The following is a 15,984-nucleotide window of genomic DNA, read 5'->3' on the forward strand; positions in this document are numbered from 1 at the left end:
CTGATCTGACTGCCGCACTACACGCGCTAGACAGGAGTTCTACTTTACCTCCATAAGGTATAGCACAGGAAATGACCAACCCCACTACCAGATGACCAGACTCCGGCCACGGCCGCCAGCTGTCAACGAGGTCGGGTTTGGCCGGAGATTGCGCACGAAATCAGACTGTTAGGAATCTGTACACATTTTTCTACACGAAATTCGTTCAGACTCGGGCTCTTTGGGCGATAGGATTAAATCTTGATCAATTACGAAAACAACAATTAGACTCCACGACCCGAAAGATGGTTGGTTGATCGTGATCCTATCGAAAGTCTTGCGCTTGAGTTTGGCCATACTGTGTTTGCTGACCTGGACTGCTGCCCAGGCGGAAACTCAGCCCATTGCCGTGGCCGGGGCCAAAAGCATCCAGAGCCATTTCGACTACTGGGAAGATCCTGAAGGCCGAGCCGACCTTGAAGAGGTTCTTGGTCTGCCCGACGCCGAATGGCAGCAACAATCGTCCGGCAGCGCCACCTTCGGGATGACCCCCTCCGCGTACTGGCTCAGGTTTGCCGTCACGAACGAGACACCCGAGGCGCTCAACCTGATCGCCGAACTGGCCTATTCCCAGCTGGATGACGTGATCTTTCACGTATTTGCCGGCTCCGAAAAGCTTCACGAATTCAAAACCGGCGACACCCGTCCGTTCTATCCCAGGGAAATCGAACACCCGAATATGTTGCTGCGCTTCGCGCTGGCACCTGATCAGACAAAGACCATTTACGCCCGGATCGAGACTGCAGGCCCCATGATTCTGCCGCTCCGCATCTGGCAAGAGAATCGGTTCTTTGGCGCGGCCTCCAACGAACAGAAGCTGCATTTTTTCTACTACGGCTGCCTGACCGTCATCATCCTGATCAACCTGGCGGTGTTCCTGACACTGCGGGAACGCCTGTACCTGTACTACGCGCTGGCCATCTCCGGGTATTTACTGTTTTTTGCCTCAAGCAAGGGCTACAGCTTCCAGCTGCTGTATCCTGACGTCCCGTGGTTACATGCCCGAGCCCTGCTGGCGTCCATGCCGATCCTGGCGCTGTTCTCGGTGCTGTTCTGCCGCACCTTCCTGAAGGTTCAGGCCCACAGTCCCCGGCTGGATCTGGCCATGCGCGCGATGATCTGTTTTGAAATCATCAACTTCGCCGCCGCGATGGTGCTGGACTACAACGATGCCATGAAGCTTTCCGCCATCTCGGCGCTGGTCTTCTTCTCGCTGCTGTTCGTGGCCGGACCCATTACCTGGGCGGCGGGCGTTCGGGCCGGCGCCTTCTTCACCCTCGCCTGGACCCCGCTGACCGTAGGCGTGCTGGCAACCGCCGGCCGGGCGCTGGGCTTTTTCCCGGTCAATTTCATGACCGAATACGCGATGCAGATCGGGTCCGGCCTTGAAGCCTTCATCCTGACCCTGGCGCTGGCAGACCGCCTTTACCGTGAGCGGGAAGAAAAGATCAAAGCCCAGGCCGACAGCCTGCGCAAGGAAATTGCCCGCAACGAGGCGCGAAACAAGCTGAACGAAGCCATGACCCATGATCCCGTGACCGGTCTGCCAAACCGCAACCGGTTCGAGTGGATGGTGAACCAGCAACTGGCACAGGACCCGGACGGTCGCTACATGGTTGGCGTGGCCCGCATCACTCGCCTGGATGAAATCAACCGGACCCTGGGCCTGACCCGGAGCGAACGCCTACTTCGGCGTCTCGCCCAGCAAATGACCAAACTGGCCGTTCAATTGCCTGTGGTGCATCGCACACAGGATGACCAGGGCCGGGATGAGTGTGTCTACCAACTGTCCGGTGACTGCTTCGGGATCCTGGTCAACGTCGGGGGCTCGACTGACAACTTCGAAGACCTGAACCAGGCCCTCAGACTGTTGTCTGAGCCGATTCTGCTGGACAACCTGGCCATCGAGCTGCACCCGAAATTCGGCGCGGCCAGTTACCCAGTACAGGGAGACAACGCCGCCCTGTTGATCCGCAACGCCCACGTCGGCATGGAAATCGCGCCACGCGGGCCTTTCGCCACCGGCGTCTATTCCCGGGATTATGATATCTACAGCGAAAGCCGGCTGACCCTGATGTCGGATCTTCGGGAAGCGCTGCAGAACAACCAGACCGACCTCTATTATCAGCCCAAGGTGTGTCTGAACAGCGGTGAGGTCGTCGGGCTCGAGGCACTGATTCGCTGGCATCATCCTGAGCGGGGCTGGGTCTCCCCGTCGGAGTTTGTACCACTCGCCGAAGAAACCGGGGTGATCCGGCAGTTGACCCACTGGGCGATCGGCCGGAGTATCCATGATCTGGCTGACCTGCTCAGGAAGCATCCCGCCCTGACCCTGTCGATCAACATTTCGACCCGGGACCTGGCATCCCGGGACCTCGGCGAACGACTCGATTCCGTTCTGGCACAGCACGGCATTGACGCCGAACGCCTCACCCTGGAGCTGACCGAAACCGCAGCCATGGAAGACCCGGAGAGGGGCTTGCGTGCGCTGAAGGCCCTGGCCAATACCGGGCTGCGGGTCTCCATCGACGACTTTGGCAGCGGCTACTCCTCACTGTCCTACCTGAAACAGCTGCCAGCCTCCGAGATCAAACTGGACCGCTCACTGATCATCGACGTCTGCGCCAGCGAGAGTTCCCGGGTAATCGTCGAAACCGCCATCAACATGATCCATGGGCTGGGCTACACCGTGATCGCAGAAGGCGTCGAAAACGAGCAAACCGCGCGCCTGTTGCAGGATCTCGGGTGTGACAAGCTGCAGGGGTTCTGGCTCTGCCATCCATTGCCGGTAAACGAGCTGAAATCCTGGTTGGCGGAACACAAAAAACAACCGGCGGCGAGCCGTGGCCTATCCAGACTGTTGACCCACTGATCCGACCGCATGCCACCGACAACCTGTCGTTATCGTAGACACATCCTACCCCCCCGTTTATTCTCTAAGCGGGCTTCCAGTAGTGACCACCATGATCAGTAAACCCAGCCTCATTCTCCGAGCCGTCGTCCTGAACGTGCTTTGTCTGCTGTCCGTGACCGTGTTCGCCAACACGCCGATCACGGTGGGTGAGAACGAACGGGGAGACCAGAAAACCGGCCACGCCCGGATTATGCACGACCCGCGGGGCGATCTGGATCTTCCGCAGGTGCTGTCTGCCCTGGAAGCCGACCAATTTGGCCCACTTCAGAGCGCCGGCTCCACCGGCCTGAAAACCGGAGCTTACTGGAGTCATTTCCAGCTCCGGAACCCCCTGCCCCAGCCACTGACGATGCATCTGGAGTACGTTGACCACCAGCTGATCCAGCTCGACGCGTTCAGTCGCCCCCGGAACGAAGGCGATTTCAAAGAGGTGGCCAGCCTCTCCATGGAACGGCCATTTTCTCATCGCCTTGTTGAACACAACCGGTTTGTCGTCCCCCTGACGTTAGCCGCCAATCAGACCCGGGACGTGCTGATCCGCTACGGCTCCAGAGAGAGCGGTTACGCCTTTCCCAGCATGCGCATCTGGTCACCGGAACAGCTTGAAACCCAGAAGTTGCGTGAAACCACCCTGATCGGTTTCCTGTTCGGCGGCTTTTTCCTTATGGCCACATTCGCCCTGATCGCCGGGCTGATCAGTCGCAAGGTGCTGTTCTTCGTTTATTCGCTTTACGCGCTCTCAAAAATTACCTGCTGGGCCACGATTCTTGGCTACACCCACCAGTTTGTCCTGCGCGACCAGTTTCACTGGAGCCTGATGTCCAGCAGCGGCGCACTGACCATCCTGCTGGGGCTGACGTTCGCCCGGATGTTCCTGCAAACCCGCCAGTACGCCCGCCGGCTGGACTACGTCATTCTTTTCATGACCGCCAACGCCGGCCTGCTTCTGTTCGCTGCGGCGTTCCAGATCAAGGTCATTGCCCTGATCACCATTACCCTGGCGCTGTTGCTTTACCCGCTGGTTATCGTGGCTGGACTGATCCGCTGGCGGCAGGGCCAGACCGAAGCCGGCATTTTTTCCCTGGCCTGGAGCTTTCTGGTCATGGGGTTGTTCATGCAGGCGTTCCGGGATCTCGGACTGGTCGAGCATACCCTCTTCAATTACTACTGGCCGCCGGTGGCCTCCTTCTCGGAAATGCTCACCATCATGTTCGCCATGGGCTTTCAGATGCGCCGGGTGTATCAGGACAAGAAAAGCGCCGAGCGTCAGTACCGCGAACACCTGGAGCTTTCGAAGTCCAGGCTGGAGGCCGAGGTACGAATCCGCACACGGGAACTCGAGCAGGCCAAACGGGTGGCCGAGCAGGAAGCCCGCACCGACCCTCTCACCGGCATCCTGAACCGACGCAGCTTCCTGCACGATGCCTGCCTGAGGCTCAAGCTGGCGAAACGCCAGCAAAAACCCTGTTGCCTGTTCATGTTTGATCTCGACCATTTCAAGCGTATCAACGACACCTTCGGCCACAGCACCGGCGACGCGGTCCTGTGCCAATTCGCCGAGACCATCAGCAGGAGCATTCGGGCAACCGATGTGTTCGGGCGGATGGGCGGTGAGGAATTCGCCCTTCTCGTGGGAGAACCGAAAGACTCCGCCCATGCCCTGGCGGAGCGACTGCGCAGCGACATTGCCGGCATCAAGATCACCGTGGGAGAAAACACCCTGGTGCTTACCGCCAGCATAGGACTGGCCTGTAATCACGGTGAAGCCACCATTGAGGCGCTTCTGCTGAAGGCCGACGAAGCGATGTATCAGGCCAAGGTGAGCGGCAGGAACCGGGTGGTAGAGGCGGAAGCCAGTTAGGCAAAACCGCCTGTTACTGCTCCAAACCTCGTGCCTTGCGCGCGTCGTCTATTCCCCCTTCATTCCAGACGTTTTCATAGCCGGCCTCTATCAGCGCCTTGCGGGCCATGGATGCCCGTGTCCCACTTGCGCAATACAGGTGTATCTCGGTGGTCTTGTCGGGGAACTGCTCACTCACTTCTCCGACGATATCGTCGTGTGAAATGCGGATATCTCCCTCGATATTGTCAAGAACATGCTCAAAAACACCCCGGACATCAATCCAGACGGTCTCTGCCCAGGCACCGGAGCTGAAGACAAATACGGACCAAAAAAGAAAAAAACGGCTCAACGCTCTCCAGTTCATCGCCAACTCTCATCCCTCCACGCGTCATTGTCCAATTCGACAGGCCGGCTGTGGTTTTGTTCAGCACCACCCCCGAAAGACCAATCCCACCGACAGCTTGATATCAATATCACCTACGATTGCTCCCCGCGTCGGGTTCTTTTACAGGTTTGGTCATATCCACACCTCACCCCACGGATCAGGTCAACGTAACCTTCTGAATTTAATGACTTAGATTAACCGTGGCCGCACTTTTGCTGACAATGGGCCGCGGCGATCTTTAAGGTCGCCGTAACTATTTAAAAAGGATAGATTTTTTAAGGGAGCTTTTATGCATAAGATGTCTGCTTTCGTGGCGGGAGCTGTTCTCGCCGCATCCAACGCGGTTAACGCCGCGCCGATCAATTTCACCGGCGAAATTGATTACCACAATGACGTGATCTACACCTACTTCACCCTCGATACGGACGCCAACGATGTGCGCGTGTGGACCGATTCCTTTCAGTCCGGCGCCAACTTCGATCCCATCACAGCACTGTGGCGGGCGGACGGCACCCTGATCGACGAAAATGACGATGACCAGACGATCAACCCCGCCACCCAAACCTATTACGACTCTGGCTTCTCTCTGGCCAGCCTGAGCGCCGGTGAGTACATCTTCACGGTGGCTACCTACGCGAATTTTGCCAACGGCGACGCTTTGAGCGACGGCTTCGCCTACGATGGCGAGACCTCGATTGCGCTGGACTCCTGGGACCAGCCGGCCAATGACGTCGACATGGGCCCTCTGTGGAGCGTCTGGCTGGACGGCGTCTCCAGCGCCAGCAATCCCGACGACCCCGATGAGCCAACCAATTCGGTGCCCGAGCCCGGCACACTGGCTCTTATGGGGCTGGGGCTGCTCGGCCTGGGACTCAGAAAAACTCGCATAGTCTGAGACCTACTCCCCCCCGGGGTTTGCCCCGGGGATCCCTCCCAGCGTTATCGCGGCGAGCCTTCAAGCATCCGCAGCGTATTCTCATCAACACCCAGTTTCGTCATTCCATCTTGCACGCCGTTCTGCTCCAGCCACTTCAGCTGCACTCTTATGGCCTCGGCCTCCATGGCAGACTTTGAGCCACGACCGTCAGCGGGCGGATTTTGCACCTGGAAGTGGTGCACCAGCTCATGCAGGAGGTAACTGATATTCAGAGCGCTGTCCGCATCAAATTCGGTACTCAGGTACACGACCATCGCTCGGGCGTCATACGCCCCGCGAATGCTGGGCAAGAGATCGTGGGAGAATCCCGGGAAGCACAGCTCTTTCAACTCGTCCTGGGTTTTGAACTGAACGACCGGTAGCTCGGTTTCGGGAAACCGGGTGTGCCCGACAATCCAGTCGCTCAAGGTTCCAACCAAAGCGGAGAGTTCAGCCTGTCGATCATTACTGGAATCGGCACGGGCACTTTGCGCGGTTACCGGAGCCGCCAGCAACCATAGTAAGCAGAGCCACGCGGCGATTGCCGCCCGTCTGGCCGTATGAGACTGTTCAGGGGGCTCAGCGTTGCTCCGAAACATGAGGCTCTCCTTCCACGAGCGGGTGTCGTGGATGGTGGTCTGTCCCAACAGGCTAGCACGGGATTGGAGGAATGAGGCTTGTCGCTGGTGCGATAAAGAAGCAGCCCACAATGGCCGGCGGCTCCCACAATGCGGATATTCATCGCTTCCCTGCTCTCGAGCGCATCAGTCTGCAGGCGGGAGCGGCTTCTCCATTCTGAAATTCACCAGCGTGACGCCGTTGCGCTCCACCTCATTTTGCGTGATCACCGAGAACCCCCGGTGCTCGAAAAACGGCCGGGCAACGAGAGAGGCTTCGACGTAAAGACGGTCAAGGTGCCTGGCTTTGGCTTCCGCCAGAACATACGCATAGAGCGCCGAAGCCACACCCCTACGCTGGAAATCCGGATGGGTATAGGCGCAGTCAATGTGGCCGTGCTCACCCAGCTCCATAAAGCCCGCAATACGATCATCCATGATCGCGACCATCGGCTTCGTCTCCACCAGGCGCTCGGACCAATACGTGTAATCGGGAGGCGTGGGTGCCCAGGCTTCTTTCTGCTTCGGGCCATACACCGAGGGAGAAATGGCATGAACCGCCCAATGGAACAGGTCCGCAATCTCAGGGGCCCAATGGGGCAGATAGGGGTGAATTTTCATAGTTGCCAGAACTCTGTCATTTGCGGACACCGGAGTCACAACATCCGACCCCTTGCTGGATGGGCGGGCACGCAACGGTGCCGAACGAGCAGAACACACAACAGTCGCCCTCTTTTGGCTTCAACAATGCCTTGCACGCCTCACACTCGTAAAAATACTGGCAAGCATTGGTCGGCATCACTTCCATTTTTTGATGGCCGCACTCGGGACACGTGATGGTGGATTCCAGAATGACCTCTGCCATGGTTGCCTCCTTGGGCCCGGTTGTCTCCGCAAACGATGACTGATTAAAAGACCATCGGGTTCACTGGATAATAGTTCAGAAACTCTCTTCCCTCTCCTTCTGTTTCCAGCGGCAGAGCCGGCATGGCATGAACTGAACCGTGGCTTTGGTTAAACTGTCGGCTCACTTCCTACAGCGGCAGCAGCTATGTCCCTTTTTCCCGCAGACGATGGCGAGAATGATCTGATGACCTCGCGGACCGATCCCGAGAGCCCCTTTGGAACCTATGCCCCTTTCGGTTTTCAACTGGAAGGCAAGGCATGGCCCACCGTGGAACATTACTTCCAGGGCATGAAGTTCACCGACGAGGATCGGCAGGAACAGGTCAGGACCGCCGCCACTCCGGAGCAGGCCCGGAAAATCGGCCGCAAACGCCACAAAAGCTTCCGGCGCGACTGGAAGCAGGTACGTGAAACCATTATGACCCGCGGCGTCTACATGCGCAGCCGCACCCACACCGAACTGGCCGAGGCCCTGCTGGCAACCGGCGACCAGAAGATCGTGGAGAACAGCAACTTTGACTATTTCTGGGGCTGGGGTCGGGACCGGCGGGGAGAGAACCGCTACGGCCGGGTGCTGATGAACGTTCGAGCCAAGCTCCGGGAAGAACAGGCTGGGGCGTAGCTGACGCTGGGGCCAGCACTTCAATGGCCCCGAAATAACGCATCAGGCATTCGGCTGCACTGTTCTGGCGCCACCGCGCCCATTTTATCAACGACGATTGGCTCATCCCGAGCGCGTCACACTTCATTGTTTTTAAGACATTATTTGCACAATTTGTGCACAACAACCGCACCCGCAGGCCAAAGCCCGGTACAAAACCTGCAAGTACGACTGTCAGGGTCCTCAGGTTCAGGACTAACGGAAATACTCAGACAGGAGTGCACTATTATGCTGCTCGCCACCGATCTGGACGGTACCTTTCTCGCCGGCGATCCGGAAAATCGCCTCAGGCTCTACCAGCTGATCGCGGCCCACCCGGAAATTCAGCTGGTCTTTGTGACCGGTCGGGGGCTGGAATCGGTATTGCCCTTGCTCTCTGACCCGACCATTCCGGAACCCGATTACATCATCTGCGACGTTGGCTGCACCGTGGTGCGCGGCGACTCCCAACAGGCAATACAGCCGGTACAGGGCGAAATCGACGAGCTATGGCCCGGTGAACAGCTGGTCGAAGCGGCCCTGGCGCCCTTCGAGGGCCTGCAGCGTCAGGAGGTGCCCCAGGAACGGCGCGTGTCCTACTTCTGCGACAGCACCGCAGCGAGCGACGAGCTTCGTGCCCATGCGGAAACCCTGTCCTGCGATGTGCTGTTCTCCGGGGGCAAGTACCTCGACATCCTGCCCAAGGGCGTCAACAAGGGCAGCACTCTGAGCCGGCTGGTCGAGCATCTGGGTGCCGATCCGGAAACGGTTCTGGTCGCCGGCGACACCCTTAACGATCTGTCGATGTACGAACAGAGTTTCAAAGGCGTGTGTGTCGGTGACTCCGAAAGCGGCCTGCTGGAGGCCACCGAGCATCAGGCACGGGTGTTCCACGCGGATGCCACCGGCTGTGGCGGCATACTCGAGGCCTTCGAACATTTCGGTTTCCTGGGTCATGCGGGGATTGATGCCGAGATCCCGGACACCATGCGCGCGGGCAAATCGGACCTGGTCATTGTTTACCATCGGCTGCCCTATGAAGAGGTGGTCGAGAATGGCGAACTGATCCGGCGCCGGCCGAGATCGCCAAACGGCATCATCCCCACGCTGCTGAGCTTCTTCGCCGGGGGCAAGGCAGGCTCCTGGGTCGCCTGGTCCATTGACGATCCGGACCTCGGTCCATTCCAGACCCACACCGAAGTGGACACCGGCCGCTACGAAAAACTGGTGGCCGCCCGGGTGCCGTTGACCGCGGAAGACGTCGACATCTTCTACAAACGGTTTTCCAAGGAGGCCTTCTGGCCCACCCTGCACACCTTCTGGGAACGGGCCACCTTCCGGGACGATCACTGGCAGGTCTTCCTCAAGGTCAACAAGCTCTTTGCCGAACGCACCGCCGAGGAGGCCGCGCAAAACGCCGTGGTCTGGATTCACGATTACAATCTGTGGATGGTGCCCGCCTTCCTGCGCGAACTGCGCCCGGACGTGACCATCGCCTTTTTCCACCACACCTACTTCCCGTCTGCCGATGTCTTCAACGTGCTGCCCTGGCGTCGGGAAATCATCGGCAGCCTGCTGCAGTGCGACCACATCGGGTTCCATATTCCCCGGCAGGCCGAGAACTTCGTCGATGTGGCTCGGGGCGTCACGCCACTGGAGGTCACGGAGAAGGCAGGCTGTGCGCCACGCTTCTTGACCTACGGCTGTGCCGTGGGCCTGGACGAGATGAGCGTCGAGATTACCGTGAACGACCGCAAGATCGGCCTCGGGGCCCATCCGGTCGGGCTTGACTTGAGCCGGGTTCGCAACGCGTTGGCCGATGCCGACGTCCAGGCCCGCATGGAGACCCTCCGGGAGGAGTTGACCGATATCCGGCTGATCCTGTCCGTGGAACGGCTCGATTTCACCAAGGGCATCCTGGAAAAGCTGCATGCGTACGAGCGAATGCTCACCGAGCACCCCGAACTGGCGACCAAAGTCACCCTGATGATGGTGTGCGTACCCGCTGCCAAGGGGATGACCATATACGAGGAACTGCTGTCCCAGATCGAACAGACCGTGGGCCGCATCAATGGCCAATTTGCCCAGGTGGGCTGGACCCCGGTGCAGTTCTTCTTCCGGGCCCTGCCGTTCGAGGAACTGGTGGCCTATTACACCATGGCGGATGTGATGTGGATTACCCCGCTGCGGGACGGCCTGAACCTGGTGGCCAAGGAATACATCGCCACCCAGGGGCTCACCAAGGGCTGCGGCGTGCTGGTGCTCTCCGAGTTTGCCGGGGCCGCGGCCGAGCTCCGCGGGGCCATTCTGGCCAACCCCCACCACCCCCAGGACCTGGCGGATACCTGCTACTACGCCCTGGCCATGAGTCCGGGCGAAGCCAGGAACCGGTTGAGCGAGGCCTTCGAGGCGGTGTGCCGCTACGATATCGAATACTGGGGCCAGGAATTTATCGACGCGGTGGAACAGCGACGCATCAGCAAGCTGAAGAAAGTCGTTCCGCTGGGCCAGAGCGCGGCCTGATCAACCACCCCGGAATACACAGCCCAGGAGCCAAACCATGCTGCTCAAAAATAAAGTGCAGCTGATCTGCTATCCGGACCGGATTGGCAAGGATCTGAAAGACCTCCACACCGTGGTGGAGAAATACCTCCCGGAGGCGATCGGCGGGCTGCACATCCTGCCCTTTTTCCCGTCCAACGCCGACGGCGGTTTCTCGCCGCTGACCCACAAGGAGGTGGACCCGGCCTTCGGCACCTGGGACGACATCGAAGCGTTCACGCAGAAGTACGACCTGTGCGTGGACCTGACCGTGAACCACATTTCCGACGAGTCCCCCGAGTTCCGGGATTTTATCGCCAAGGGCTTCGATTCCGAGTACGCGGAGCTGTTTGTGCACGTGGACAAATTCGGCGAGATCTCTCCGGACGACCTGGCCCGAATCCACATCCGAAAGGAGAAGGAACCCTTCCGGGAAGTCACCCTCGCCGATGGCACCCAAACCCGGGTATGGTGCACCTTCACGGAACAGCAGATTGACCTGAATTACGACGCCGACCTGGCCTACACCCTGATGGAAAGCTACATCGGCTTTCTCACCTCCAAGGGTGTGAACCTGCTCCGGCTGGACGCCTTCGGCTACACCACCAAGCGCATCGGCACCAGTTGTTTCCTGGTCGAGCCCGAGGTGTACCGGATCCTCGACTGGATCAACGAAGTAGCCCTGAAACACGGCGCCGAGTGCCTGCCGGAGGTGCACGACCACACCAGTTACCAGTACGCCATCGGCCGGCGCAACATGCACCCCTACGGCTTTGCCCTGCCGCCGCTCCTGCTTTACTCGCTGCTGGACGCCAACAGTGTGTACCTGAAGAACTGGCTGCGCATGTGCCCGCGCAACATGGTGACGGTGCTGGATACCCACGATGGCATCTGCATACCGGATGTGGAGGGGGTGCTGCCGGACGAGAAGATCAAGGTCCTGATCGACAACATCGACGCCCGCAGCGCCGACCCGATCATGCGCCGCTCGGCCGCCAACATCCACAGCGTGGGGGCCATTTACCAGCTCACCTGCACCTTCTACGACGCCCTGATGCAGAATGACGACGCCTACATTGCCGCCCGGGCCATCCAGTTCTTCACCCCCGGCATCCCGCAGGTGTATTACGTGGGGCTGCTGGCCGGCTGCAACGACCAGGAACTGATGGAACAGACCGGCGAGCTTCGGGACATCAACCGGCACTACTACAGCCTGGAGGAAGTGGACCAGGACATGCAGAAGCCGGTAGTGCAACGCCTGCTGAGCCTGATGACCTTCCGCAGCAACTACCCGGCCTTTGATGGCCATTTTGAGTTGAACTACTCCAACAACTCCAGCGTCGCCATGGCCTGGCGCCATGGCGACTATTACTGCCACCTGTTCGTGGACCTGAACTTCAAGACCGTGAAGATTGAATACGTCGACGTGGGCAACGGGGAGACGAAGCGCCTTGTTTGTTAGGGGCGGGCCAGCGCCCGCCCTCTGTCGCTACCGTGATCATTTGCCGGCAACCTGATCGACCGGGAACCACTCGGTTACCCCCTCGATGCGGCTGCTCTCATCGCCGATGCGTATGGGAATCCGCCAGTCCTTGACCACGCCGGGACGCGTTGGATCCTCAACCGTGTCGGCATACGCTGTCCGAGGATCGATCCAGCCATAACTTCGACCCTCCGAGATCCGGGCCCAGCGCGCGTCGGCCTCGCCACTGGTTTCGACGAACGAGGGCGAACCAGCAGGCGCGGCCCTGGCCCAGGTCGGACTGTGACGGTTGGCTTCGACGCCTTGTGGCGAGAAACGCAGGAAGGGCTCGCCTTGCTCGCCCATCAGCGTCAGAGGCGCATCGCCACGGTACGACAGAAAAAGCCCCGGTCGGGCACTGCCGGGCATGGCGCGCACCAACGCCTGACCTGACAGGGCACCGACATCCATCACCTGTGCCTCGAAGATGCCGGTCGCAGTGGGCACATACTCGAAGCGACCGGAAATCGCACTTTCGGTGTCGCCCAGTCGCACCGGCACCGACCATTGGCCAACGGGTGCGCGCTCACCGGCATCAACCACCTGATGGGGCAGATCGATCCCGTCCGTACGCAGCCTCAGGTCGAACCAGCCCCAGTTCGGTGTGGCTTCAACCACCGTCCAGCGTGAATCGCCGGAGGCATCCGCCGGAATCGCACCGGGCGCCATCAGGGTGTTGGTGCGGTGGAACGCCGCTGTGCCCAGATCCCCCTTGGTATGGTCCGGACCAATGCGCAGGAAATTCCGGCCACTCTCGTCCTCGACGGTCAACGGCTTGCCCGTGGGATTAGCAACCAGCAGCTGGGGTGCCAGGGTCTTGCGGAGCTGCACCCGCAGTGACGACAGTTCCGGCGGCAGAGGGTCGAGCACCGCCCGCACGGTGCCCTTTTCCTCATCCGAGCCACCGCCGTGGCCGTGGGCGGCCGCCGCACAAAGCAGATTGGCGCTGATGAACGCGACAAAAAGCCCCCCCCGAAGGGGGAGGCTGTGATTGGAGCGGCGCATCATTAGTTGCCGGCCAGTGTGGTGAAGTCGATAACCAGACCCTGCAACGCGACTGGCACGCCATCCACGGTTTGCTTGAACACCGAGGCACCGCCTTCGACTGCAACGCCGGCTTCATTCAACAGCTGCGGGGTGCCGTCCTCAAGCTGGCCGAGCGTGGGTACGGCGCTGATACCGCCCGAGCTCAGATCGAAAAGCGGATCCAGCAGTGAACCGCCATTGTCGCCACTGCTCAGCAGTCCACCGATCAATCCATCGTCGCTACCTTCGTCTGCTGGCGCCGCTTCGATCTGCTGCACCAGGGGGCCAGACGGTTGGCCGGGATCGGCGAGCACGCTCACGGGCGTGGACTCTGACGGTACACGCATGCCGTCGTCTGCCTCGTGGCTGACAAACAGCATGTACTGACCGGCCGGCAGAACCGCGCGGTTGCTGGTCATCTTGACCGTTACCTTGTCATTGTTGCGATCAATGATCGGCAGCACGACGGTACGCTGGTCGCCGTCGACCAGATGGGTGGTTGCCTTGCGGCGAATCAGCATGACCTGGTCAATGTCCGACCGGTCGGTACGGATATCGAACTCACCACCATTGGTGAGCAGGGCCACCGGAGCCTTTTCGATCGTCGGGCGATTGTCACGGGTCGCGTAGGGAGGCGTGTAGATCTCGAAGGATGGGTCACGCCCCGCGTAATCCGCAAACCCCAGCTCATCCAGGTTGACGAACGACAGATAGGCGGTGTTGATCGGCGAGTGGCCGCCCACCAGAACCCGTCCGTCCGGCATCAGCACGGCGGTGTTGTGGTAGGTGCGCTCACGATTTGCCGAGGCCATCGGCTTCCAGGTTTCGGTTTCAAGATCAAAACGCTCGGCCTGGATGATCGCGCCCTCCAGCCCGGTCGCCACCACACCGTCCCGGGTGCCGCCGGAGAAAACCATAACGCTGTTGTCGGGCATCATCACGCCCGAACCATACCAGCGCGGCTGGTTGAGCGAACCGGTCAGACGCGACTCGTAAGCCATGTCGTCGCCATTGGTGGTCACGGTGTCGATCCGCGACGAGGAGACCGGCAGATAACCGCCCGGGCTGCCGGCCGCGACATAAGTCGGTACGCCGCCCGCGGTCAGGAACTCGGACGTGTGATAACCGCCGTTGCTATCGGGGCGCAATGGCAGTTGAATCGAGAAGGTCGAGCCGCGCATGCCTGAACCAATGGCCCGCTCTACCGAGCGATCGTCTAGCGGAAGATCGAGCAACTGGCCGATGGCGGCCGTCGGATTGTCCAGGGTCTGCCCCACCAGATCGCCCAGGAGACTTTGTACCTGGTCCGAGCTCATATTGGTCGGATTGAGGGTGGTGCTCAGCGCTTCCAGGCCCACGTCGTTGAGCCTCAGCGGCAGGCCGGCGTAGCCCAGATCGGTCCACTGCCTGGTTTCAGGATTGTAGGTGCCGACGATGTTCCACAGCGCCTGGTCATAGGCCTGGCCGAAGGGATTGAACGCCTGGCCACCGGCATTGTAGAACACGTGGCCGTTGGGCAGCAGGTGCATGCGCGGGAACAACGGCAGCGAGCGCTGCGCCTCCAGGCCGTTATTGGTCCAGCGGCCATTGTCGATGTCGTAGGTTTCGGTCTGTACCACGTTGCGGCCGGACTGTATCGGATCCTCCGGGTACACCGGCTTCAGCAGCTTGGTCACCCCGCTGGCCACAAATACGTCGCTGTTGGCCAGGCTCACCAGACTGGGGTACCAGCGGCCGTACTCCATGTCACCGCTCTGGCTCCAGGTGTTGGTCTCCGGATCGAAGATGCGTGAAGCCTTCAGGCCCTCCAGCTCCACAACGCCCACCGGCAGGCCATCGATACCGGGCTCGGAATAATAGTCGGTGCCGCCGACCGCCATCATCCGGCCGTCGGCAAGAAAGACAACGTCGGCACAGAATAACGCCCCGTCGTTGAGGTCGGTGTTATTCGACGTATCGAGCAGACCGTCGGTCAGCGTGGTGCTGTCGTTGCCGTCAGGATTGGCGCCGCCGTCGAGCGGAGAGGGTTTGACCCAGGTCGGCAGGTCATTCTCGTCCAACCTCATGACCCGCGACTGATCGTTCACCGAGATCTCACCGAACTGGGCAATGACTGCAAGTTCCGCGTTTTCGGTGCCTTCCAGCGCATTCAGGTAGAGGAAGCGGCCATCACCCAACACGGCAACGGTGCCGGCCGCCGGCTTGCATTGAAGGGAGCCGTCGGCGTCCACGATGCAGCGGTCGCCGGTCGCAACCTGATCGCCATCCACCTGAATGGTAGGTTCGGCAAAGGGCTCACTGAAGAAGCCTACCTCGCCCGAGACTGAAGAAGGATAGCCATCGCCAGCACTTTCGCCGTCGCCACCGGTCAGCCCACTGAGTAGGCCAGCGTGCGCCGGCGTTATCCCCGCGATGGCCAGTGCCATCGCCGACACTAAAGATACTCGCGTGTAGCGTTTTTCTATACGCATGTAACTCTCTCCTGGCAGGCACCGCCGCAAGTGCGGTCCTGCCTTGTTATTGTATTTTCCGCCCGGTCAAGAAACAGAGCGGCCACAGGGAGTACGCCCCGGGTTCAGAGAAAGTTGCAGCTGAATTTTCGACCCCCCTTGTCTGTAAAACACACTGCGTTAGG

General features: G+C 60.1%; 12 protein-coding genes. 6 read left to right on the forward strand and 6 right to left on the reverse strand.

What is annotated here, in order from left to right:
* Nucleotides 1-322: 322 nt before the first annotated feature.
* The gene (locus KZO34_RS09860) at nt 323-2,911 is read left to right on the forward strand and encodes an EAL domain-containing protein (protein ID WP_257900242.1); all 2,589 of its coding nucleotides are present in this window, start codon (nt 323-325) and stop codon (nt 2,909-2,911) included.
* Between the two features lie 91 nt (nt 2,912-3,002).
* Nucleotides 3,003-4,814 carry a sensor domain-containing diguanylate cyclase gene (locus tag KZO34_RS09865; protein WP_219476099.1) on the forward strand — a complete coding sequence of 604 codons (1,812 nt, stop codon included), beginning with the start codon at nt 3,003-3,005 and terminating at the stop codon, nt 4,812-4,814.
* Between the two features lie 13 nt (nt 4,815-4,827).
* Here the strand turns inward: KZO34_RS09865 and KZO34_RS09870 are convergent, their stop codons facing one another.
* The gene (locus tag KZO34_RS09870; protein WP_374706529.1) at nt 4,828-5,160 is read right to left on the reverse strand and encodes a rhodanese-like domain-containing protein; all 333 of its coding nucleotides are present in this window, start codon (nt 5,158-5,160) and stop codon (nt 4,828-4,830) included.
* 310 nt (nt 5,161-5,470) lie between these two features.
* Here KZO34_RS09870 and KZO34_RS09875 point away from each other — a divergent pair, with 310 nt between their 5' ends.
* Complete coding sequence (locus tag KZO34_RS09875) at nt 5,471-6,076, forward strand: DVUA0089 family protein (protein ID WP_257900244.1); 606 nt, start codon at nt 5,471-5,473, stop codon at nt 6,074-6,076.
* 44 nt (nt 6,077-6,120) lie between these two features.
* On the opposite strand, the gene KZO34_RS09880 is transcribed toward KZO34_RS09875, so the two are convergent.
* The 3 genes from KZO34_RS09880 to KZO34_RS09890 form a co-directional block, all read right to left on the reverse strand.
* Complete coding sequence (locus KZO34_RS09880; protein ID WP_219476101.1) at nt 6,121-6,696, reverse strand: DUF6647 family protein; 576 nt, start codon at nt 6,694-6,696, stop codon at nt 6,121-6,123.
* A gap of 165 nt (nt 6,697-6,861) precedes the next feature.
* Entirely contained in the window at nt 6,862-7,335 is a 474-nt protein-coding gene (locus tag KZO34_RS09885; RefSeq protein WP_219476102.1) for a GNAT family N-acetyltransferase, read from the reverse strand.
* 16 nt (nt 7,336-7,351) lie between these two features.
* On the reverse strand, nt 7,352-7,579 hold the full coding sequence (locus KZO34_RS09890) for a GDCCVxC domain-containing (seleno)protein (protein WP_219476103.1): 228 nt from the start codon (nt 7,577-7,579) through the stop codon (nt 7,352-7,354).
* A 186-nt stretch (nt 7,580-7,765) separates the two neighbouring features.
* On the opposite strand from KZO34_RS09890, the gene KZO34_RS09895 reads away from it, so the two are divergent.
* The 3 genes from KZO34_RS09895 (at nt 7,766) to gtfA (ending at nt 12,263) form a co-directional block, all read left to right on the forward strand.
* Nucleotides 7,766-8,242: an NADAR family protein gene (locus tag KZO34_RS09895; protein WP_219476104.1), complete on the forward strand. Its 477-nt coding sequence runs from the start codon at nt 7,766-7,768 to the stop codon at nt 8,240-8,242.
* Nucleotides 8,243-8,509: 267 nt separating this feature from the next.
* Nucleotides 8,510-10,783, forward strand: a complete 2,274-nt coding sequence (gene ggpS, locus KZO34_RS09900) for a glucosylglycerol-phosphate synthase (RefSeq protein WP_219476105.1) — start codon at nt 8,510-8,512, stop codon at nt 10,781-10,783.
* Nucleotides 10,784-10,820: 37 nt separating this feature from the next.
* Complete coding sequence (gene gtfA / locus KZO34_RS09905; protein ID WP_219476106.1) at nt 10,821-12,263, forward strand: sucrose phosphorylase; 1,443 nt, start codon at nt 10,821-10,823, stop codon at nt 12,261-12,263.
* 36 nt (nt 12,264-12,299) lie between these two features.
* Here gtfA and KZO34_RS09910 read toward each other — a convergent pair whose 3' ends face one another.
* Both KZO34_RS09910 and KZO34_RS09915 read right to left on the reverse strand, forming a co-directional pair.
* The gene (locus KZO34_RS09910) at nt 12,300-13,331 is read right to left on the reverse strand and encodes a hypothetical protein (RefSeq protein WP_257900245.1); all 1,032 of its coding nucleotides are present in this window, start codon (nt 13,329-13,331) and stop codon (nt 12,300-12,302) included.
* Nucleotides 13,331-15,820, reverse strand: coding sequence for a galactose oxidase early set domain-containing protein (locus tag KZO34_RS09915; protein WP_219476111.1), 2,490 nt, complete (start codon nt 15,818-15,820; stop codon nt 13,331-13,333). The genes KZO34_RS09910 and KZO34_RS09915 overlap by 1 nt, the downstream gene beginning before the upstream one ends.
* Nucleotides 15,821-15,984: the final 164 nt, after the last annotated feature.

Source organism: Marinobacter sp. F4206 (assembly GCF_019392195.1).
Lineage (GTDB): Bacteria > Pseudomonadota > Gammaproteobacteria > Pseudomonadales > Oleiphilaceae > Marinobacter.